Below are 21,652 nucleotides of genomic sequence, written 5' to 3'. Positions count from 1 at the left end.
ATCAGGCGCTCGCTTTCTTAAACGTCAGGGGAAGCAGGGTGTTCTGGTCATAACGCGCCGTACACTGCGCGACGTTGTCCTCTCCCGATTTACAGGTGATTTCCGGCAGCGGGAAGCGCGAACCGTCGGTACAGCGCGCGTTGCCACGGGTTTTGATCATCAGCTCGCCGCTGCTGTGCAGGCCGGAGAACACCTCGGCGCGGCAGACGATATTGTCGCCGTGGGTCACGCGCACGCTGCCTTTGTTGTTTTTGATGTCGTAACGCAGCGACGGCGGCTTGCCGGTGATGGGATCGCGGGACTCCACCTGTACCCGCCAGCTGCCGTTAAGGAAGCGGGTCGAACCCATTTTGACCTGATCGGCGTCCATCACCATGGCGTTGCGGGTGTCTTCGGGCTGCGCAGGGGCAGGCGGCGGCGTCACCACTGGTTCTGGCTGCGAAAGACTCGCCTGGGCCAGCGGCAACGGCGGAGCCTCAACCATCGGCGCGGGTTTGACTTCCGCCACGACCGGCGTTGGGTTTTCCAGCGCGCGTACCGCGGCGATTTTGTCTTCGGCGGCTTTCGGCGCGGCGGCAACGGCAGGCGCGCTCGGATTTTGCAGGCTGGCCCACAGCGCCGGGCCAGCAATGGCGGCAATCACTGCGGCGGCAACCGGCAGCAGCCAGACGGATTTACGTCGGCCTGGCGCAGGCGCGGGCGCGGCGGGGGCAGGTTGAATCTGCGGAGCCGGTTCATTGACGGGGGCTGCCACCGGGATAGCAGCGGGCTCGGGCGCGGGCATCAGTAGCGGCGCGTCGGGTTCGCTCAACTGTGGTTTAACAGCTGGCGCGTCAGGCTCTTCGGCAGGCAGGGTTTCAATCACCGGCGGCGCGGGTTCCACGTCATTCAGGCAGGCCAGGATATCGTCACGCAGCCCTTCATTAATACTGACGAAGCCCCAGAAGGTGATCGCCGGTTTGCCGTCGACCAGCCAGACGTGGTTGGCCGCCGGGAACTGAAGCGCTTTTTCCAGCAGCGCGCCAAAGTGGGCCAGCGCGGTTTTGTCGCTCTGACGGCAGCGCTGGCTTAACGCGCTGGCGCTGGCGAGGGCGCTTTCCAGCAGGCGGCGCGCCTGTTTACGCTGGGCGTCGCTGGCGGCCAGCCAGGACGTCGCTTTGCCTTCCTGCGGCGCATACCAGTCCACGCGATCGCCGTCGTCGTTACGCTGCGGAATGGCGAGATAGTCCACCAGCGGCTGCTTGCGCAGGCGCAGGGTTTCACGAATTTGCAGCGCAGAGTCAAAAACGGATTGCCCGTTGTCGCCGACAGCCTGGAAGTCATCCAGATTTCCGCTGCGTAAGAGAGTTTTTGCCACGTGTTGTTCCTGCCCATCTTCTTTTACCTGTCTACTTTACCGCGCCCGGCGGCAAGCAAACGGCGGAAGAAAAGCGAAATCTGATGAATTATCGGGGCATTGAAACGCCTGAGGTAAATGGCCTGGTTTGTCCTGTACGGTCGCGCTAAGATTGAACAAAACCCCATAAGGAGGAGCGATGTCTCATCTGGATGAAGTGATAAGCCGCGTCGATGCGGCGATTGCGCAAAGCGTGATCGCGCCAATGAATGAATTGCTGATTGCGCTGAGCGACGATAGCGAGCTGAGCCGCGAAGAGCGCTATCAACAGCAGCAGCGGTTACGCACCGCCATCGCCCATCACGGGCATCATCAGGCGCAGGAGCGCCAGCAGGCGGAAAAAGCGCGCCAGGCGCAGTTGACGCGCGGCGGTACGATTCTCTAAAACTGCCTTCTTGCCACCAGCCAGGCGCCGATCACCAGCAGCACCGCGCCGATGGCCGGCCCAATCATCGCCCGCAGCGGCACGCCGTGGCTGCGGGCGATATCCATCACCAGCCCGCCGATTAACTGGCTGGCGACCAGCACGGCAATCGTGGTGGCCGCACCCACATTCTGATAGCCGGTAATACTGGCGAACACGAAAAACGAACCCAGCAGGCCGGGGATTAACGTCCACCAGCGCACGGTGGCGAACAGTTCCTGCACCCCGGCGAGGCCGTTGCGCGCCAGCAGAATGCCGGTAAACAGCACAATTCCCACCAGCGAGTTCAGCAGCATGGCGATCAGGATCGTCGAGGCGGACTGGGTAATGCGCACCATAATGGTGTTCTGGACCACCAGGCCGATCCCTGCGGCGGTTAAAAACAGCAGGGTCAGGGAGCTGTTCATGCCGGCAGGTCCGGCTCGCTGCGGTCGTCGAGCTGGAGCTGCATAAAGGTCAAATCCAGCCAGCGCCCGAACTTGGTGCCGACCTGGGGCATTTTTGCGCTAATAGTAAAGCCCAGCTTATGGTGCAGCGCGATGGACGCCGCGTTTTCTGATTCGATTCCCGCCACCATTACGTGCTTATGACAGGCGCGCGCCTCGTCAATCAGCGCCAGCATCAGGGCGTTGCCAATGCCTTTTCCGTGATGATCCGGATGGACATACACCGAATGCTCTACCGTGTGGCGAAAGCCTTCAAACGCCCGCCAGTCGCCAAACGAGGCGTAGCCGGTAATCATGCCGTTCTCTTCAGCCACCAGCACCGGATAGCCCGCGTTGCCGCGCTGATAAAACCAGGCGAGGCGGTTTTCGGTATCCACCGTGCGGTCGTTCCAGATCGCCGCGGTATGTAAAACGGCGTAGTTGTAGATACCGGCAATGGCTTCACAGTCTTCTGCGCGGGCACGGCGAATCTTCATGGTTGAACCTCAGAGGGGTGTTCACTATATTGATACGCTATGAATAATATAATCGACACATTAAATCAACGGATCAGTCGCAGAATCCGCCTTGAGCGCGAATCACGCGGCTGGTCGTTAAGCGATTTGGCCCAGCGTGCCGGGGTGTCCCGCGCCATGATCCATAAAATCGAACGCGGCGAGAGCAGCCCGACGGCGACCATGCTGGCACGGCTTTCCGGCGCGTTCGGCATCAGCATGTCGACGCTGATCGCCCGTGCCGAAGCCCCCGCCGGGCGGCTGCTGCGTTATGCGGATCAGCCGCTGTGGCGCGATCCGCAGAGCCACTATCTGCGCCGCCATATCTCACCGCAAAATGATTTTCCCCTCGATTTGGTTCAGGTCGAACTGCCTCCCGGCAGCGATATACCTATGCCCGCCTCGGCGTACGCCTTTACCCGTCAGCTCATCTGGCTGCAGCAGGGCGAACTGGTGTTTTTAGAGGGCGATGTGCGCCACGAAATGCATCAGGGCGATTGCCTGGAGCTCGGTCCACCCAACGATTGTCACTTTATTAATGAAAGTGATGCATTGTGCGTGTATTTAGTCGTGCTTCTTAACCAGAATTCAATTAGCATTTCTTAACGATTTTGCTGGCATCTTATCTAAATATCGCTATTTTCTTTAAGTGCACCCGAGAACTATAAGGCTATTAATTATACAAGCCTGAGCCAACGGTGCCTGAAGGACAGCAACAGGAATATGACATCATAGAGTGAGGCAGGAAATACCATGCTTGATCTGGACAGGGCGCAACGGATGAGTTTAACCACGCAAGTGGAGGTGAGATTAAAGAATGCGTTGATCATTGGTAGTTTGAAGCCTGGTTCGCGTCTTGTCACGAAAGACCTTGCTGAGCAGCTGGGGACCAGTATTACCCCGGTGCGTGAAGCCTTGTTAAGGCTGGTTTCATCCGGCGCGCTGGTGGCAACGCCAGCCCATGCCTTTTTAGTGCCGGAAATAAGCGAGGAACGCTTCAGGGAAATTAATCTGATTCGTCAGAATCTTGAAGGACTTGCTGTCGAAAAAGCGCTGGAAAAAATGACCGCAGAGGATGTCATTAGGTTACGCAAACTCTGGGAAGATTTTGCCGAGGCGAAACAGAGTGGCGAAGTGGAACAAACTCTGGTGGCCAACCGGATTTTCCGCTTTGAACTCTATAAGCTGGCGCAAATGCCAACGCTCAATAACCTGATTGAGCAACTTTGGGTACAGGTAGGGCCGTGCTTCAATTTCCTGTACCCACAACTGCCCGAAATCGAACAATGCCAGTATGACTACCATGAACTCATCGATTCTCTTGAATCACGGAATGCTGAACGCTGCGTGCGCGCCGTTCATCAGGTGATTGAAGATGCGAACGATTTAGTGGGCCGTTTTTACTATCAATCGATAGGTTAGCGAATTTTCAACTAACCAAAGCAAACCTTTTTAGTTCCCCTCCCGCGCAGACGGCGTTTTACTGAGTTCAGTCAACGCCGTTTTCCTGTGAGGTCATATGCACACTTTTTTCAGTCGCCTCGGGCGCGCGCTGAAAGCCGCCTTTGTCCCCGCCATTGTTGCGCATCACGCCCCCGAGAGCGGACGCGTGATGGAATGCTTTATCCCAACCGGACACCGGTATGGCATTGATTTCGGCAATATCGATCCTGCCTGGTATCGCAAGCCGTAACGCGTTTCGCCGCGCGATACGCTTGCGCGACTGGAATGAACGGCGCGCTTTTTTTGATGGCCCTTGCCGGTGAGCTTGTCAACAGGCTTCCAGGCTAAGGGCCATTTTTTTGGGTTACTCGAACCGATAGCTTACCGACATCCCGACACCATAATTCCTGCCCGGCGCGGGCTCGTAGTAGCGCCCGTTGCTCTCGTTGACGATCACCGAGCCGACGTAGCTTTTATCAAACAGGTTATCCACCCGGCCAAACAGATCCAGCGCCCAGCGTTGATACAGGAATTTATAGCCGGTATTCAGGCCAGCGACGGTGTAGGAGGGCGCTTTGGCGCGGTTCTCGTCATCCGCCATGATATCGCCCATATAGCGCACGTCCGCGCCCGCGTACCAGCCCTGTTCCGGCTGATAGCCGAACGACGCGTAACCCATATTGCGCGCGATGCCCGGCATCCGGTTGCCATTGCAGTCCGTTGCGCCGCAGGCGTTGCTGCGGTAGGTGGCGTCCAGCCAGGTCCAGGCCATTTTCAACTTCCAGTCGTAAGCGAACTGCTGATCGAGAGCCAGCTCCAGCCCCTGGCGACGGGTTTTCCCGGCGTTTTTATAAGTGGTGCGTCCACCGCTGCTGGCATCCACCACGATCTCGTTATCGGTATCCGTCTGGAACAGCGCGGCGCTGAACAGGCCGTTGCCGATGCGGGTTTTGCTGCCCAGCTCCAGGGTGTCGCTGGTGGAGGGTTTCAGCGCCAGATTCAGCCCGCTCTGCCCGCCGGAGCGGTAGGAGAGCTCGTTGATGGTCGGCGTTTCGAAGCCGCGACCCGCTGAAAGATAAACGTTCCAGGCATCGGTGACGCGATACTTCAGCGCGCCCGCCGGCAGCCATTTGTGGTAGCTGGCGTCGCCGCTGTCATCGCCGTTGGCGGCGGTGATGTAATGGTCGTTGGCATCAAACCAGATGGAGCTGTAGCGCACCCCGGCGTCCAGCGTCAGTTGGTCGGTCAACTGCCAGCTCGACTGCAAATAGGGATCGAGGTTCCACATCAGGTTGCGCTCGTCGCGTCGGGTCGCGCCTTTTTCGCCATAGACCGGCGCGCCATTCTCCAGCACGAAGTTTTCGTAGCCTTTGCGCTTCTCGCTCATGGTTTCGTAATTCAGTCCCAGGGTAACGTTGACCGGCAGCGTCCACAGCGCGTCGCGGTGGGTCCAGCGGCTGTCGATGCCCTGATAGTGACGGTTAAGCTGGATCACGCCGCCAGGGTGGGTTGGGTTTAACTGCGGCCCCATGGGGATAGACTGGTACTGCGTGGTTTCCCGCTCGCCCGCGTAGGCCGTGACGCTAAGATCGTCGCTGGCGCTCATCGCCCGCTGGTAGTTGAGGCCCGCCTGGGTCTGCTTAATGGATTTGCGGGTATTGTACTGATCGCCGCGCGGCGACTGGCGCGGGTTATCCCGCCATTCGCCGTATGACAGCCCGCCGGGATCGTTGGCGTGAATATCCACGCTGTTCAGCAGCAGGGTCAGGGTGCTGGCGTCATCAATCCGCACCCCCAGTTTGGCGTTGGCGAGGTTTTTACGCGCGCCGCTGTGATCGCGGTAGCCGTGAGTGGTGAAGCGGGTCGAGGAGACGGTGTAGTTCACATCGCCCGGTTGGGTGCCGTCGCCCACCGCGCCGCTGGCTTTCAGGCCGTAGCGCCAGGTGCCGAAACTGCCGTAGTAGCTGCTGGCTTCCAGCGTCGGCGGCGCTTCGCCGGTTTCGGTTTTTACGTCAATCACGCCGCCGGAGGCGTTGCCGTACAGGGCGGAAAACGGCCCGCGCAGCACTTCCACGCTCGCCACGCTGTTTAAATCAATATTTGAGGTTTGCCCCTGACCGTCCGGCATAGTGGCCGGGATGCCGTCCACGTACAGGCGGATGCCGCGCACGCCGTAGGTGGAGCGCGAGCCAAAGCCGCGAATCGACAGCTGTAAATCCTGCGCGTAGTTCTGGCGGTTTTGGATCTGTAAACCCGGCACGCTGCCGAGGTTTTCCGACAGGTTGATCTGCGGCGCGGCGTGGCGCAGATCGTCGCCCGTCACCACGCTGACCGCCGCTGGCGTATCCAGTTCAGAGACCGGGCCGGGGGCGGCGGTGACCACCATCGTTTGTTCATTTTCTGCGGCAAGCGCCGTCAGCGGGGAAAAAATTGCCGGTAGCAACACTACCGGCAAGGGAAATAACGCGCGAGAAATAATCATGCCTTAACCAATTTTATGTAATTGCGCCAAAATTTTAGGTTATCTGGAAATAAGTTGAAAACATTAACAGCACTTATCGTTAACAATTGAAGTGTAGTGGGCAAATGCCAGGCGGTTACGCAAAATTGTTCCCTTTTTTTAAAAATAATGATTATTATTCTCACCAAAATCAGAGCCGTGAAAAAATCATGGCCGCTTTTCTGGATGCAATGTGACGCCGCCATTTCTACGTAAAAAGGGAGTTGTTATGGAATTTCGTCATCTGTCTGCACGCCGCGCGCTGCTCGGCGCGCTGCTGTTTAGCTCATCGTTCGCTACCTTCACCAGCCACGCCGCAGACGAGTTGCTGCGTAAGCCCGTCGACAAGGGGGCGTATGAAATGGCCTACAGTCCGGCAGAGCAGGCGCTGTATGTGGCGACATCCCAGAGTCGTTCGCTGGATAAAGGCGGCGTGGTCTATAAACTCGACCCGGCGACTCTGGAAGTGAAACAGCGCATTCACAACGATCTCAAGCCGTTTGGCGCCGCCATCAACACCAAAACCGATACCCTGTGGTTTGGCAATACCGTGAACAGCGCGGTGACGGCGATTGACGCCAAAACCGGTGAAGTGAAAGGCCGCATCGTGCTGGATAACCGCCAGCGCAGCGAAACGGTCAAGCCGATGCACACCCGCCAGCTGGTGGTGGATGAAGCGACCAATACCGTTTATGTGACCGGGCTGAGTGAAGACAGCGTGATTTGGGTGATTGACGGCGCGACCATGAAACTGCGCACCACGCTGACCGGCACCGGAAAATTCAGCACTGGCCTGGCGCTGGATAGCGACGCGAAACGCGTTTACACCACCAACGCCGACGGCGAGCTGATCGCTTTCGACACCACTAACAACAAGCAGGTGCTGCGTAAGAAAGTGCTGGATGACGGGAAAGAGCACTTCTTCCTGAACATCAGCCTGGATCCGGCGAACCACCGCGCGTTTATCACCGATTCCAGACAGCCGCAGGTGCTGGCGGTCGATACCCGCGACGGGAAAGTGCTGGCGAAAATCGATGCGCCTGCGTCGCTGGCAGTACTGTTTAACCCGGCGCGCAACGAAGCCTATGTGACCCACCGTCAGGCGGGCACGGTGAGCGTGATTGACGCGAAAAGCTACAAAGTGGTGAAAACCATCGACGCCCCGGTTCATCCGAACAGCCTGGCGCTGTCACCGGACGGTAAAACGCTGTACGTCAGCGTTAAGCAGCCTTCCAGCCGCAAGCAGGAAGCCACCAGCCCGGACGATGTGATTCGCATCGCCCTGTAAGCCGAGCGGTGGGGTCAGGCCCCACCGTTTTCCCGCTTGTGCACCCACAGCGCCCAGAGAAAAAACAGCCCGCACATCAGCGCCGCCAGGTACGGCAGACCGTGGGTGAAGGCACTCATGGCGATCCCCCCGAGGCTCGGGCCAATCAACGCGCCCACGCCCCACATAATCGACATCGCCGCGTAAACGCCCGCCAGATGCGCGCCGGTGAAGCGCGACCCCACCTGGGTGATAATCAGCGTATAGATGGCGACAAACACGCCGCCCCAGAAAAACATCAGCAGCCAGGCGAGGATCGGCACGTTTAACGCCAGCGGCCACAGCAGCGCGCCAACGGTAGACAGCGCGGCGCAACCCAGCAGCAGCTTATGGCGATCGTATTTATCCGCCAGCCAGCCCACCGGCAGTTGCAGCACAATCGCGCCGACCATCAGTACCGCCAGCAATTCAGTGGCCGCCTGTTCGCTCCAGCCCATTTGCATGGCGTACACCACCAGCAGATTCAGCCCGGCGGCTTCCAGCGCGGCATTCAGCGCGGTGGCCGCCATCGCCAGCGGTGCCATCCAGACGTAGCGCAAAATCCCGCTGACCTTATCTTCCGCCAGCGGCGGGCTGGGCGGGGCGCTGGTCCAGAGGATCACCGCGCTGAGCAGCGCCAGGCCGCCGCCGAGGTAAAACGGGATATCGCCAGGCGCAATCAGCAGCAACAGCGGCCCGATGGCGTAGCCCAGCGACAGGCTGGCGGTATACCAGGCGAGGGTTTTGGCCCGCGCCTGCTCGACGGTGGTGTGATTCAGCCAGGTTTCTGTCACCACCAGAATGATTTCGCTGAAGACGCCCAGTAAAAAGCGCAGCGCAAACCAGCCGAGCAGCGGCACAAACGGAAACAGGCACAGCAGCACTAAAATAGCGAACAGCGAACGGGTGATTAACGCGCCAGGGGTGTAGCGCTGACACAGCGCCGGAAGAAACGGCGCCACGGCAAATACGCCCACCGCATGCATCGCGGCGTTAAGGCCGATAAACCACTCGTCATAGCCTTCGGTATGCAGACGTAAAGAAATAAGCGGCGCGCTCAGGCCATAGGTCAGGCCAAAAATCATTACCGCGCCAATGACTACCGCTTGCCCTAAACGTTGAGTCGTCATAACGATCCTTAAAATTTTTTTATATAACGCTTAGCATTGATAAGACGAAACGACAAGCTACGCCAACAGCGGACAGGGAGAAACGCCGCCGCTGCCCCGGGCGGCGTGAGGTTGGGCTTAGGCCGCGTTCTGCGCCGGCGCGGCGCGTTTGACCTGTACCGGCGCGCGCATCACCAGGCTTGGCAGCGCCAGCTCGATATCATTTTCATTCAACTGTTCAATGATACGAATGTTAATCTCCTGCTGGATATCCATGTACTTGTTATAGTCGGCGGTCGCCACGATATGGACCACTTCAAACGTCAGCCGATCCTGATCGAAGGACAGAAAGTGAGCGCGGTCGAAGCGGGTATTGCCGACATCGTTAACAATCTCTTTCACCATGTCGCCGATAATGCGCAGTTTCTCCGGCGGGGTGGTGCTGGCGACGCCAAAGGTAAATACGATGCGGCGGGTCTGCATCCGTTTGTAGTTGTGGATGGTCTGCTGTAGCAAATTCGCGTTGGCGCAGACGATCTGTTCGCCGCTCAGGCTGCGGATGCGGGTGGTTTTCAGGCCAATATGCTCAATATTGCCCGCCACGTCGTTAAACACCACGAAGTCGCCGATTTCGAACGGCTTATCAAACCCGATTGACAGCGAGGCAAACACATCGCTCAGGACGGTTTGTACCGCCAGGGCGATGGCGATACCGCCTACCCCCAGGCTGGCGACCAGCGCGGTGATATCAACGCCCGCATTCGCCAGTATCGACAGGAACATCATTGACCACACCAGCACCCGCAGGATCATCCCGAGGATCACCAGCGTCACCGGGTTACGGTTGGCGTCAGGGTCGCGCAGCAAATGGCGCATCCAGGACTGGACGCCCTGGTCCAGCCAGATGGCCATCTGGATAGCAATCACCAGGAACCAGGCCTGGGAGATGGTCGAGAACAGCCGGTCCGGCAGGGCGGCGAAACGCAGGCTGAACAGAAAGGCGGTCACCAGAATCAGGATTTTGCTGGTTTTTTGCAGCATGTCGAAAACAATAAACCGCAAATCGCTGCTGCCGGGATGGCCGTTACGCCAGTTCTGAATGGTTTTGTAGGCGAATGCCAGTAACCGGTTAATGATCCAGTAAACAATCAGCGTGACGGCCACGACGATAGCCAGGTTGATCCAGAACGCCGTCGACATCAAAACGGTAACGAAATTAAGTTGTGCCAGATACGCCATTTCTCCTCCCATAAATCAGGCATAAGCACCAAGTATAGACAGCCTGTGCGGTGGGTCAGGTGACAGGGGTTTTCTGGGAGGATTCGCAGAGCGGCGGGCGCGGCGGTGGCTCCGCGCCCGCATGGGGATGTTATAGCGCGTTATCGGCTTTTTTAACGTCAGTCACGAACGTGGGCAGAACCCAGGTGCCGCCAGCGCGTAAATAGCGGCACATGCCGGTGGTGTAACTGCTGCTGAGCCGGAAGGTTTTACCGTCCCAGACCCAGCTTTCATTGCTCCAACAGTCACCGAGGCCCCGGCCTTTTTGGGCCATATCGATAATACCTTTCACATAATTGGTGCCGGAATTGGTCACCCTTTTCGGTTTGCCTTTCAGTGCCGCGTCCATCACCCAGTAACCGTAGCCTTCGTTATAGGCGGCGCGCCAGCACAGGGTAGAGAGCAATACGTGTTTGTCATCCAGCGGCGTGAGTGAAATGGCTTCAGGCGATTTTTCCTCATCGGGATAGAGCCGTTCGTAGGGATAGAGCCGTTCGCACTCATCCGCGCTGACGCTGGCCTGCAGCAGGGGGCGAATGACCGCGATTTGCGGGGCATCCAGCGGCTTTTCCGGTGCGTCCAGCGTAGCCGCTGCCACAATCACCGGGATCGCCGGGGCGGCAGGCACGCTGTTTTCCGGCTTGTTGCCTTTTTTGATCAGCGCCGCTGGGGTATTCACGCGTTTTTGCACATCGTCCATTTTCAGCAACACCGCGTTTGCACCCTCGCCGGAGAGAGTAAACGGCGCTTTGCCGCCGCGAAACTCCACTACGCCGCTGCCTTTTACCGCGCCGATCAGGGCATCGGTTTGCTGTTGGGTAAGCTCCCAGTCGCCGTCCGGGCCGGGGGCAACCGTTCCCATTGACTGGTTATCGATAAACAGCGTTAATTCCACGGTTTCCGGGGAATCGTTTTCTTCGATGTCCGCCAGCATGACGCGCCCCTGTACCGCCGTGCCGGGGCCTGCTTCACGGGTGAGCAGCACCGAGCCGCCGCTGCCTTCTTCCGGGCCATAGCCTGCCGCGCGGCAGGTCAGGATGTTATCGCAGACCACTTCCCAGTTCTTATGGCTAAACGCGACGCCATCCGCTGCCAGAACCCCGGCGCTTGCGGCGCACAGCGCTAAAGCAGACATCACTACCCTAAATGGCCCCATCGATTCCTCCTGAATACGTTATTAAAATAATGTTGCTATCGTTGCCCAGAAACCTCAGGTCAGGCAATGAAAATTAGCGCTTTTTGCGAGGATTTCAACGGGAAACAAAAAAGCCGGGGGTAACCCCGGCGTGATGCAGATTAACGGGAGAGATGTTCGACCAGCGGCTGCTCGGTCCCGGTTTCGGCGTGAGGTTCAACGGGCGCCGTGCTGTGAATTTCATTCACACGCTTGCGCACCGCGTACCAGCCGGCGATGAGCAGCAGGCAGAGCACCGGAATCGAGCCGATGGTCCAGGTGCCGTTCGGGTAATCAAACGCCATCAGCACCAGTACGCTGAGCAGGAACAGCAGGGTGAGCCATGAGGTTACCGGCGCGCCTGGCATTCTGAAGCTGACTTTCTCGGCTTTGCCTTCGCGGATGGCTTTACGCAGGCGCATCTGGCACACCACAATAAACGCCCAGGACGCGATAATGCCCAGTGACGCCATATTCAGCACGATCTCAAACACCTGGCTCGGCACCAGATAGTTCAACACCACGCCGAACACATAGATGCACAGGGTGGCGAGGATCCCGGCGAAGGGGACCTGCTGTTTGCTCATCTTCGACATAAAGCGCGGCGCGGAACCGCCCATCGACATCGAGCGCAGAATACGGCCCGTGGAATAGAGCCCCGAATTGAGGCTGGAGAGCGCCGCCGTCAGCACCACGATATTCATCACGCTGCCGATATAGGGCACGCCCAGCTTAGAGAAGAAGGTGACGAACGGGCTCTGGCCCGGCTGGTAAGCCATCCACGGCAGCAGCAGCACCAGCAGCACCACCGAGCCGACGTAGAACAGGCCGATGCGCCAGATCACGCTGTTAATCGCCTTCGGCACGGTTTTTTCAGGATCTTTAGCTTCACCTGCCGCGGTGCCCACCAGTTCAATGGAAGCAAAAGCGAACACCACGCCCTGCACCAGCACCAGCGCGGGCAGCAGGCCGTGCGGGAAGAAACCGCCGTTATCGGTGATCAAATGAAAGCCGGTGGCGTTACCGTCCAGCGGTTTACCGGTGCCGAGAAAAATCGTGCCCACGACCAGAAACGCCACAATCGCCAGCACCTTTACCAGCGCGAACCAGAACTCCATTTCAGCGAACCACTTTACGCCGATCATGTTCATGGTGCCGACAATCGCTAACGCCGCCAGCGCAAACACCCACTGCGGAACGTCGCCGAACGCGCCCCAGTAGTGCATATACAGCGCAACCGCGGTGATATCGACGATACCGGTCATCGCCCAGTTGATGAAATACATCCAGCCCGCCACGAACGCGGCTTTCTCGCCGAGAAATTCGCGGGCGTAGGAAACAAAACTGCCGCTGGAAGGACGGTGCAGGACCAGTTCGCCCAGCGCGCGCAAAATGAAAAACGAGAAAATCCCGCACACCAGATATACCAGCGCCAGCGACGGCCCGGCCATCTGCAAGCGCGCGCCTGCGCCTAAAAACAGCCCGGTGCCGATAGCGCCGCCGATGGCGATCATCTGAATCTGACGGTTGCCCATCGCTTTGTGATAGCCCTCTTCGTGGGAATTGAGCCAGCGTCGTTTGGCGGCCCGGTGTTCGGCCGCATGATCTTTGTTGATGGTCATATTTTCCTGTGTTCCTGTCCTGAAAAAAGGGGGCGACGCCTCTGTTCTTTTTGTGGTGAGGCGACTTTCCGGCGCAGCATCCTACCCGAATTCCTGATGGCGGCAAATCCGCGCAGTGGGCTAAGCGTGACGAAGATTAAAAAATGCGAAAAAGTGAATAAAACCTGATGGATTTCACCACTGACTCGTTTCAGGGCAGCGCAATCATCCGGGTAAATGTCTTAATAGCCATTACACTGGAAGAGAACTCAGGAGGTGACGATGAACCTTTACGGCGCGCCGGGCTGGGGCTCGGCAATCAGTGAAATCATGCTGACGATGGCAGGAGAACCCTACCAGTTTATTGATATTGAGGGCTTCGACCAGCCCGGTCCGCAGCGGGACAGGCTGGCGCGGTTAAATCCGCTGTGTCAGGTGCCGACGCTGGAACTGGACGACGGCGAAATCATGACCGAGAGCGCCGCCATCGCCCTGTGGCTGCTGGACCGGCATCCGCATTTTGCGCCGGAACCGGGGAGCAAAGAACGCCAGCAGTTCTGGCGGCTACTGGTCTGGCTGGTGGCGAACGTCTATCCCACGTTTACCTACGGCGATTATCCGCAACGCTGGGTGACGGAAAATCCGGCGTCGCTGACCGACAGTACCAACCGCTATCGCGAAACGCTGTGGCGCTGGCTGGAAACCCAACTGCATCACACGCCTTACGCGTTTGGCGAGCGGCTGACGCTGATTGACGCCTACTGGCCGGCGATCCGCATCTGGCGGCCACGCCCGGACTGGTTTGCCGCCGAGACGCCGAAGCTTAACGCCCTGGCTGACCGGGTTTGCGAGCGGCCCGAGTTACAGAACGTGCTGCGGGCAAATAAGCTTTTGTCATAGCGGATAAAACCGGGCAGGATGCATGTTCCCTTTTCTCAGGAGTGTTCCCATGCCGCATGTAGATATTAAATTTTTCCCGCGTGATTTAACCGAAGAGCAGCGCCAGGCGTTTGCCGAAGATATCGCTAACGTGGTGATCAAACATCTCGACAGTAAACCGACCTCGGTGAGCGTGGCGCTGGAACAGGTCCAGCCGGATAACTGGAAAGCGCAGGTGTGGGATACGGAAATCGCGCCGAATCTGGATACCCTGGCGAAGAAACCCGGCTACAGCATGTAACAGAGAGTGCCCGCCGTGGCGGGCAATTGTTCGCGCCTTTCATAATTGCAGTCAATATGACAAAATGCAGTCATATTGACTATTTATGAGGCGCCCGCCATGAGCCTGTCCATCAATCTTCTCGCGACCATCGCCATTCAGCTTCAACAGGGCATCAGCCATCAGGATCGCTTCCAGCGCTTAATCAGCACGTTAAGAGATGTGTTGCAGTGCGATGCGTCAGCGCTGCTGCGCTATGAAGCCCAGCACTTCCGCCCGCTGGCGATTGATGGCTTGTCCCCGGACGTGCCCGGCAGGCGTTTCGCCCTCAACGAGCATCCGCGTCTGGAGGCCATCGCCCGCGCCGGAGACATTGTGCGCTTCCCGGCGGACAGCACCCTGCCGGACCCCTATGACGGCCTGATCCCCGGCCATGAGAGCCTGAAAGTCCACGCCTGCATCGGCCTGCCGCTGTTCGCCGGGCAAAACCTGATCGGCGCGCTTACTCTCGACGGCATGGATCCTACCCAGTTTGATAACTTCAGCGACGAAGAGCTGCGGCTGATTGCGGTGCTTGCCGCCGGAGCGCTGGATAATGCGTTGCTGATCGAACAGCTGGAAAAAAATAACCCGCTGCCCGCCGCCACCGCCGCCCATACCGGCAACGCCTCGGGGACAGAGATGATCGGCCTGTGCGCGCCGATGGTGGCGCTGAAAAAGGCGATTGATATTGTCGCGCCGTCGGATCTCAACGTACTGATCAGCGGCGAAACCGGCACCGGCAAAGAGCTGGTGGCGCGCGCTATTCATGAAGGATCGGCACGCGCCGCCAACCCGCTGGTGTATCTCAACTGCGCGGCCCTGCCGGAAAGCGTGGCGGAAAGCGAGCTGTTCGGCCACGTGAAAGGGGCATTTACCGGGGCGATCAGCAACCGCAGCGGGAAGTTCGAAATGGCGGATCACGGCACGCTGTTTTTAGACGAGATCGGCGAGCTTTCCCTGCCGTTGCAGGCCAAATTGCTGCGTGTGTTGCAATATGGCGATATTCAGCGCGTCGGCGACGATCGCAGTTTACGGGTCGATGTGCGCGTGTTAGCGGCCACTAACCGTGACCTGAAAGAAGAGGTGATGGAAGGGCGCTTTCGTGCCGACCTGTATCACCGTTTAAGCGTGTTCCCGCTGGCGGTTCCGGCTTTGCGCGAGCGCGGCGACGACAAAGTGGTGCTGGCGGGCTTCTTCTGCGAGCAGTCCAGGGCGCGGCTGGGGCTGGGCAGCGTGGTGCTGAGCGCCAGCGCGCTGGCGCATATCCGCGCTTACCACTGGCCGGGCAACGTGCGGGAGCTGGAACACGCCATTCACCGGGCGATTTTACTGGCGGGCGCGACGCAAAACAGCGATGAACTGATCCTCGAAGCCAGCCATTTTGCCTTAACGCCGGGCCTGGAAAACGCTTCGCCAGCGCCTGTGGATCTCCCGGCGGAAAACCTGGCGCTGCGCAGCGCTACTGACGCTTTCCAGAGCCAGCTTATCCGCCGTACCCTGGCGGAAAATAACCATAACTGGGCCGCCTGCGCCCGGGCGCTGGACATTGACGTGGCGAATCTGCACCGGCTGGCAAAACGCCTCGGCCTTAAACCGGCCCGGGCCGGGCGCGCGTCACCGGCGGTATAAACGCGGCGGTTGAGTGTAAAGCGCACAAACCGGAACAGGCATTCGTTATTAACGGCTATAACTGTAGGGTGTTTTTACAGGAACCCGGTTATGGCCTTTATTGATGATTACTTTGCGCGCATCGGTTTCAGCGGTGTGGCGCGCGCGGATTACGCGACGTTAAAACAGCTGCACTTACTGCACACCTGTCATATTCCCTTCGAAAATCTCGACGTGCTGCTGGAGCGGCCCATTTTGCTGGATGACGCGCATCTCTCTGACAAGTTGCTTGGCACCCGACGCGGCGGCTACTGCTACGAGCAGAACGGCGTTTTTACCCGCGCGCTGCGCGAGCTGGGTTTCGCGGTGCAGGATCTGGGGGCGCGGGTGGTGCTGGCGAATCCGCCGGAGATGCCGCCACGCACCCATCGGCTGTCGCTGATTACTCTTGACGATACCCGTTGGCTGGCGGATGTGGGATTCGGCGGCCAGACGCTGTCGACCCCGATAGCGTTTATCCCGAACGCCGTGCAAACCACGCCGCACGGCAGCTACCGGCTTATCCGGAATGAAGATGATTACGCTCTGGAGACGCGCAACGACGAGGGCTGGCAGGCGCTGTACCGCTTCGACCTGGCGCACCAGTATCCGGCGGATTATCTGATGGCGAACCATTTTGTCTCCCGCTGGCCGGACTCGCATTTTCGGCATCATTTGCTGCTGGCGCTGATGCGCCCCGACGGCGGCAAAATCACGCTGCTTAACCGACGCGTCACCCGGCGCGTGCCCGGCCATCCTGCCGCTACGGAAGAATTACCCCATGCCGATGCGCTGTATGATTGCCTGGTGGAAGAGTGCGGGCTTTCGTTATCGCACCCGGTGCATGGGGTAAGCCGTGAGGCGCTGCGGGCCGTGATGGCGCGCCTGGAACAGTCGTGAATTCATTTGTGGTAAGGATGAATAATCCCATTCCATATGGTTCTTTGATTAAAGGGTGTTAGCATATCGCCCCTGAGTTGTACTGATTTAATGAGGTTGTATGAAGATTAAGCTCATCGCGGTGGATATGGATGGCACCTTTCTCAACGAGAAAAAGGAATACGATCGGGAGAGGTTTCAACGGCAGTACCACGCGCTGAAGGAGAAGGGCATCAAGTTTGTGGTCGCCAGCGGCAACCAGTACTACCAGCTTATTTCATTCTTCCCTGAGATTTGTCACGACATCGCGTTCGTTGCCGAAAACGGCGCGCTGGTGTATGACCAGGGGCAGCGCGTTCATCACGGTGAGCTGACCACTGCCCAGTTCCACAACGTGGTGGATGAACTCGGCAAATTCGACGGCATTAACTTTGTGGTCTGCGGGCTGGAAAGCGCGTATTACCGCACCGGCGCGCCGCAGGCGTTTATCGATTTGATGTCAAAACACTATCACCGCCTGAAGCCGGTGGACGATCTGTACGCCATTGACGATGTGATCTTTAAATTCTCACTGAATTTGCATGATGACGCGATCCCGGCGCTGGTGGACAGCCTGCACCATTCGCTGGATGGTATCGTCAAGCCAGTGACCAGTGGCTTTGGCTTCGTGGATTTGATTATTCCCGGGTCGCACAAGGCCAGCGGCTTGCAGCGCCTGATGGCGCGCTGGGATATCAATCCCGGCGAATGCGTGGCGGTGGGCGACAGCGGCAACGATATCGAGATGCTGCAACTGGCAGGGTATTCCTTCGCCATGGACAACGCCGCGCCGGAAGTGAAAAAGATCGCCAAATACGCCACCGGATCGCTGAACCACAGTGGCGCGCTGGATGTGATTGACGCGGTGCTGGAGCAGCGGCTACCCGCCTGATTACGCGCCGTGCGCGTGGTGGTGGAGGATGTTATTGCGTGAAGCGATATACTCCTCTACCGGCAGCCATAACATCGGCCAACAGGTCGGGATTTCTTACCGCCACACCTTCTGATCCCTTCGCCACGACCGCCTGCCTGTGCAGGCGGTCGTTTTTTGTTCCTCTGTCACGCTGTCACGTTTTCTGCTGATTAAAAAATAAAATCTCTCCATTTTTCAAAGGACTGCGGCGAAGCGGCCAAAATGGCGTTGTCGGCTGCGCAAAAACAATAATACTGTATATAAACACAGTAATGTTGGGTCTAACTAAAAATGAACAGATTAATTCCCTTAAGCGAAGCGACTCGCCCCGAATATTTACCGCTCTTTCTGGAGTACGTGCCGTGCGGCTTTCCCTCTCCGGCGCAGGATTACGTAGAAACCCGTATCGATATTGCAGCGTTATGCATTCAGCACCCCAACGCGACCTATTTTCTTAAGGCCTCGGGGGATTCAATGACGGGAGAGGGCATCTCCGATGGGGATTTACTGGTGGTGGACAGCGCGTTAACGCCGCAGCATGGCGATGTGGTTGTCGCCGCCGTGGATGGCGATTTTACCGTGAAGCTGCTGCGCCTGCGCCCGGTGCCGCAACTGGTGCCGACCAATCCGGCTTATCGGCCGATCACCTTTACCGATGATTCGCAGTTGCAGATCTTCGGCGTGGTGAGCTGGGTATTAAAGAAAAAGCGAAGTTGAATAAAAAACGCGCGGTGGGTACCGCGCGTTTTTTATTGCCGGGAGAGTGTTAATAATGCAGCACGCTCAGCTCGTCGAAAATATCCTGGCTGGGGTGGCCGCAGGTCTGCTGGATGAAAAAGCGCAGCACGTTGCGGGCCTCCGGGGCGTCGCGGACTTCACTGAGCATGGCATCCAGATCGCGGCCCTCGCTGCGCAGCACGTCAGCGCGGAACTGCATCAGCGCCGACGAAATACCCGGCGTGAATTCCGGATGGAACTGGGTGGATACCGCATTCGGTCCGTAGCGCACGATCTGATGCGGGTCATGGCTGGAATAAGCCAGCGCAGAAGCGCCCGGCGGCAATTCCACCACGGTCTGCATATGGGTCAAGTGCGCGGTAAAAGTCTGCGGAAAGGTGTTGAGCAGCGGGTCTGTTTGGGCTTCCGGCGTCAGGGTGATTTGCTGGTTGCCCGCTTCACGCCCCTGAGGATGGTAATCCACGCGCCCGCCGAGGGCATAGGCCATAAGCTGGTGACCGTAGCAGACGCCGAACAGCGGCATATGGATGCGCATCGCTTCGCGGATCCACTCCGCCATGGCTTCGCTCCACGGCAGGCGCTCCGTCACCATCGCCCACGAGCCGGTAATAATCGCCATCCGGCGCGGATCGGGTTGCGGCAGCGGCTCGCCCTCAAACACGCGCACCACTTCAACGGCACCGACGGGCACCTGCAAGGCATGGCAAAACCACACCGGGACATCATCATGTACTGCGAGCATCTCCTCCGGCGGCGTACCCACCTGAAGGATGATGATTGGACTGACTTGCATCAATAAAGACTCCGCCTGAGAAACCGTAATACGTAACGCCTGAGGTTACTTTGCGCTCTTTAGTACAAAAAATCATCAGAAATATCCTCAAGATAAATATTTTTATTTCTGATGTCTTGAGCCTCATGCAGAATCAACGATACTGTATTTATATACAGTTACTTTATATATTCATCATGCAATTGATTGATTACACACACAGCGACCGCGCACAGCATCGCCTTCTCGCTGCGACGCGAGCCGATTTAAGAGCCAGTCACCATGTTTGCGCTGGTTGACGTCAATAGTTTTTACGCCTCCTGCGAGGCCGTTTTTCGCCCTGATTTATGGGCGCGACCGGTGGTGGTGCTGAGTAACAACGATGGCTGCGTCATTGCACGCAACGCTCAGGCAAAGGCGATAGGGGTTTCGATGGCCGCGCCGTACTTTAAACAGAAAGCGCTGTTTGAGCGCCATAACGTGGCGGTATTCAGCTCTAACTATGCCCTGTATGCCGACATGAGCCATCGGGTAATGAGTATTCTGGAAGAGATGGCGCCCGCCACGGAAATATATTCCATCGATGAAGCTTTTCTGGATGTGCGGGGCATCGCCAGTTATCAGTCGCTGGAGTCGTTTGGCCAACAGATCCAGCAGCGCATCCGCCAGGAGGCGCATCTTCAGGTAGGCGTAGGAATAGGGCGCACCAAGACGCTGGCGAAACTGGCGAACTATGCCGCCAAGCGCTGGAAAAGCACCGGCGGCGTGCTGGATATTTCCAGTCCCGCACGCCAGCACAACGCGCTGGCGCATATTCCCGTTGAAGAGGTCTGGGGCGTGGGGCGACGGTTAAGCAAGCAACTGCGCGCCATGGATATCAACACCGCCCGGGATTTAGCCGAATGCCCCGCCTGGCTTATCCGCAAACATTTCAGCGTGGTGCTGGAGCGTACCGTACGGGAGCTGCGCGGCGAATCCTGTCTCGCCATAGAGGAGTTTGTTCCGGCGAAACAGCAGATTATTTGCAGCCGTTCGTTTGGCTACCGGGTGACGGAGTATGAAGACATGCGCCAGGCGGTCTGTTCATACGCGGAGCGCGCGGCGCAAAAGCTGCGCCAGGAGCACCAGTTTTGCCGCCAGGTTTCGGTATTTATCCGCACCAGCCCGCACGCCATTGATGAAGAGTATTACGCCAACCAGGCGCTCAGCGTGCTGCAAACCCCGACTCACGACACTCGCGACATCATCAAAATGGCGGTGACGGCGCTGGACAGTATCTGGCGCAGCAACTGCCGCTATCTGAAAGCGGGCGTGATGCTGAGTGATTTTTATAGTCTCGGGGTGGCGCAGTTAAACTTGTTTGATGAGTATACCCCGTGGGCGAACAGCGCGGCGCTGATGTCGGTGATTGATGAGGTGCATAAGCAGGGTAAAGGCAAACTGTGGTTCGCCGGGCAGGGGATCCAGAAAAGCTGGGCGATGAAGCGCGAAATGCTGTCGCCGGCGTACACGACGCGGTTATCGGATTTACGGGTAGTGGGGTAGACGTAAGATAAGAGAGGTTTCCCAGAAGCGGACGTAATGAGCTTTAGCTGCGCCACCTCGTGTTCAGGAGCAAGTTTAACCGCAAGCATCTGGTTGTTCTGTCCATGACTTTGGCAACAGATAGACAATCACCGCTCGGTGAGTACGACACTGAGTTCAGGTCACAAAGCGATTCCCAATGCATTCAGGTGGGTTAGCATCGTATCAACACATGATTCGACAGTATGGTCATTATCGATATAAATCATTTCCGGACAAACCTGCCTGAACTCATGAAGAAATTCTGTCCGGACGCTGTCACAATCCAGGACTTTGTCCAGCGTTGACTTACCCCGAATCTCAATCCTGTTCTGTCTTAGCGCTTCATTTAAACGAATAAAGAAAGTGATATCAGGGATGGCTATGGTGCTAAAACCAAGATCATAATTGAGTTGGACATTTACCCCCGCAACGCGATGCGACACTACTGTATCTACCAGATAGCGTACACAGTAAACGTTATGAAATTTAAGATGCTCTTTTATTTCATCCGATGCAGCTACGACTGCAGCCAGGTAGAAAAGGTAGTGCGCCTCCGGATGCTCAATACGGAAATCTCCATCAAAGCCTTTCCGTATTTGCGAAAAAATACCATTAGGCGTGTGCATAAAAAGGCCATTAGGATCCTTTTCAGCCAGAAACTTTGCCACGCTCGTTGTTCCTGAACCATCAAGTCCCGTGATAACAATCAGCTTTCCGCTCATGGCT

Annotated in this window: 21 protein-coding genes and 1 pseudogene; 12 read left to right on the top strand and 10 right to left on the bottom strand. The window is 57.7% G+C overall.

Annotation, left to right across the window (positions count from 1 at the left end; translation table 11 throughout):
* Position 1: 1 nt before the first annotated feature.
* A complete protein-coding gene (locus tag GV764_RS17630; protein ID WP_161661250.1) occupies positions 2-1,357 on the bottom strand; it encodes an SrfA family protein in 1,356 nt (451 codons plus the stop codon).
* Positions 1,358-1,535: 178 nt separating this feature from the next.
* Here GV764_RS17630 and GV764_RS17625 point away from each other — a divergent pair, with 178 nt between their 5' ends.
* Positions 1,536-1,781 carry a DUF2526 family protein gene (locus GV764_RS17625; protein ID WP_161661249.1) on the top strand — a complete coding sequence of 82 codons (246 nt, stop codon included), beginning with the start codon at positions 1,536-1,538 and terminating at the stop codon, positions 1,779-1,781.
* Here GV764_RS17625 and GV764_RS17620 read toward each other — a convergent pair.
* Together GV764_RS17620 and GV764_RS17615 are read right to left on the bottom strand one after the other, a co-directional pair.
* The gene (locus tag GV764_RS17620) at positions 1,778-2,227 is read right to left on the bottom strand and encodes a DMT family transporter (protein ID WP_125295195.1); all 450 of its coding nucleotides are present in this window, start codon (positions 2,225-2,227) and stop codon (positions 1,778-1,780) included. The two genes, GV764_RS17625 and GV764_RS17620, sit on opposite strands and share 4 nt — an antisense overlap.
* Positions 2,224-2,742 (bottom strand): GNAT family N-acetyltransferase, encoded by a 519-nt coding sequence (locus GV764_RS17615; protein WP_161661248.1) that lies wholly within the window; start codon positions 2,740-2,742, stop codon positions 2,224-2,226. The genes GV764_RS17620 and GV764_RS17615 overlap by 4 nt, the downstream gene beginning before the upstream one ends.
* Before the next feature lie 39 nt (positions 2,743-2,781).
* Between GV764_RS17615 and GV764_RS17610 the strand changes: the two genes are divergently transcribed.
* From GV764_RS17610 to GV764_RS17600, 3 genes are all read left to right on the top strand, one after another.
* Positions 2,782-3,366 carry a helix-turn-helix domain-containing protein gene (locus GV764_RS17610; protein ID WP_161661247.1) on the top strand — a complete coding sequence of 195 codons (585 nt, stop codon included), beginning with the start codon at positions 2,782-2,784 and terminating at the stop codon, positions 3,364-3,366.
* 147 nt (positions 3,367-3,513) lie between these two features.
* Complete coding sequence (locus tag GV764_RS17605) at positions 3,514-4,182, top strand: GntR family transcriptional regulator (RefSeq protein WP_161661246.1); 669 nt, start codon at positions 3,514-3,516, stop codon at positions 4,180-4,182.
* A 97-nt stretch (positions 4,183-4,279) separates the two neighbouring features.
* Positions 4,280-4,453 (top strand): hypothetical protein, encoded by a 174-nt coding sequence (locus GV764_RS17600; protein ID WP_161661245.1) that lies wholly within the window; start codon positions 4,280-4,282, stop codon positions 4,451-4,453.
* 114 nt (positions 4,454-4,567) lie between these two features.
* Here the strand turns inward: GV764_RS17600 and pqqU are convergent, their stop codons facing one another.
* Positions 4,568-6,685: a TonB-dependent receptor PqqU gene (gene pqqU, locus GV764_RS17595; RefSeq protein WP_161661244.1), complete on the bottom strand. Its 2,118-nt coding sequence runs from the start codon at positions 6,683-6,685 to the stop codon at positions 4,568-4,570.
* A 247-nt stretch (positions 6,686-6,932) separates the two neighbouring features.
* On the opposite strand from pqqU, the gene yncE reads away from it, so the two are divergent.
* Positions 6,933-7,991 (top strand): 7-bladed beta-propeller protein YncE, encoded by a 1,059-nt coding sequence (yncE, locus tag GV764_RS17590; RefSeq protein ID WP_161661243.1) that lies wholly within the window; start codon positions 6,933-6,935, stop codon positions 7,989-7,991.
* 14 nt (positions 7,992-8,005) lie between these two features.
* Here the strand turns inward: yncE and GV764_RS17585 are convergent, their stop codons facing one another.
* The 4 genes from GV764_RS17585 to ansP all read right to left on the bottom strand — a co-directional run bounded on the left by GV764_RS17585 (position 8,006) and on the right by ansP (position 13,192).
* Positions 8,006-9,139 (bottom strand): MFS transporter, encoded by a 1,134-nt coding sequence (locus GV764_RS17585; RefSeq protein ID WP_161661242.1) that lies wholly within the window; start codon positions 9,137-9,139, stop codon positions 8,006-8,008.
* Positions 9,140-9,256: 117 nt separating this feature from the next.
* Positions 9,257-10,357: a mechanosensitive ion channel family protein gene (locus GV764_RS17580; protein WP_161661241.1), complete on the bottom strand. Its 1,101-nt coding sequence runs from the start codon at positions 10,355-10,357 to the stop codon at positions 9,257-9,259.
* A gap of 130 nt (positions 10,358-10,487) precedes the next feature.
* Positions 10,488-11,552: a DUF1176 domain-containing protein gene (locus GV764_RS17575; RefSeq protein ID WP_236651897.1), complete on the bottom strand. Its 1,065-nt coding sequence runs from the start codon at positions 11,550-11,552 to the stop codon at positions 10,488-10,490.
* Between the two features lie 140 nt (positions 11,553-11,692).
* Positions 11,693-13,192, bottom strand: coding sequence for an L-asparagine permease (gene ansP, locus GV764_RS17570; RefSeq protein ID WP_161661240.1), 1,500 nt, complete (start codon positions 13,190-13,192; stop codon positions 11,693-11,695).
* A gap of 261 nt (positions 13,193-13,453) precedes the next feature.
* Here ansP and GV764_RS17565 point away from each other — a divergent pair, with 261 nt between their 5' ends.
* The 6 genes from GV764_RS17565 (at position 13,454) to umuD (ending at position 18,567) form a co-directional block, all read left to right on the top strand.
* Entirely contained in the window at positions 13,454-14,071 is a 618-nt protein-coding gene (locus tag GV764_RS17565) for a glutathione S-transferase family protein (RefSeq protein WP_161661239.1), read from the top strand.
* A 49-nt stretch (positions 14,072-14,120) separates the two neighbouring features.
* Positions 14,121-14,351, top strand: a complete 231-nt coding sequence (gene pptA / locus GV764_RS17560) for a tautomerase PptA (protein WP_161661238.1) — start codon at positions 14,121-14,123, stop codon at positions 14,349-14,351.
* A gap of 99 nt (positions 14,352-14,450) precedes the next feature.
* Positions 14,451-16,001 (top strand): nitric oxide reductase transcriptional regulator NorR, encoded by a 1,551-nt coding sequence (gene norR / locus GV764_RS17555; RefSeq protein ID WP_161661237.1) that lies wholly within the window; start codon positions 14,451-14,453, stop codon positions 15,999-16,001.
* A gap of 90 nt (positions 16,002-16,091) precedes the next feature.
* Positions 16,092-16,919, top strand: a complete 828-nt coding sequence (locus tag GV764_RS17550; protein ID WP_161661236.1) for an arylamine N-acetyltransferase — start codon at positions 16,092-16,094, stop codon at positions 16,917-16,919.
* 100 nt (positions 16,920-17,019) lie between these two features.
* A complete protein-coding gene (locus GV764_RS17545; RefSeq protein ID WP_161661235.1) occupies positions 17,020-17,829 on the top strand; it encodes a Cof-type HAD-IIB family hydrolase in 810 nt (269 codons plus the stop codon).
* A gap of 312 nt (positions 17,830-18,141) precedes the next feature.
* Positions 18,142-18,567 carry a translesion error-prone DNA polymerase V autoproteolytic subunit gene (gene umuD, locus GV764_RS17540; RefSeq protein WP_161661234.1) on the top strand — a complete coding sequence of 142 codons (426 nt, stop codon included), beginning with the start codon at positions 18,142-18,144 and terminating at the stop codon, positions 18,565-18,567.
* Between the two features lie 32 nt (positions 18,568-18,599).
* Here umuD and GV764_RS17535 read toward each other — a convergent pair.
* Positions 18,600-19,381 (bottom strand): annotated as a pseudogene (locus tag GV764_RS17535) (glutamine amidotransferase).
* Between the two features lie 261 nt (positions 19,382-19,642).
* Between GV764_RS17535 and umuC the strand changes: the two are divergent.
* On the top strand, positions 19,643-20,905 hold the full coding sequence (gene umuC / locus GV764_RS17530) for a translesion error-prone DNA polymerase V subunit UmuC (protein WP_161661232.1): 1,263 nt from the start codon (positions 19,643-19,645) through the stop codon (positions 20,903-20,905).
* A 161-nt stretch (positions 20,906-21,066) separates the two neighbouring features.
* Here the strand turns inward: umuC and GV764_RS17525 are convergent, their stop codons facing one another.
* Positions 21,067-21,648, bottom strand: coding sequence for a nucleoside/nucleotide kinase family protein (locus tag GV764_RS17525; protein WP_161661231.1), 582 nt, complete (start codon positions 21,646-21,648; stop codon positions 21,067-21,069).
* Between the last annotated feature and the right edge of the window lie 4 nt (positions 21,649-21,652).

The sequence above is a fragment of the Atlantibacter hermannii genome, assembly GCF_009907385.1.
Classification (GTDB): Bacteria; Pseudomonadota; Gammaproteobacteria; order Enterobacterales; family Enterobacteriaceae; genus Atlantibacter; species Atlantibacter hermannii_A.
This window is presented reverse-complemented; position numbering and strand designations above follow the sequence as displayed.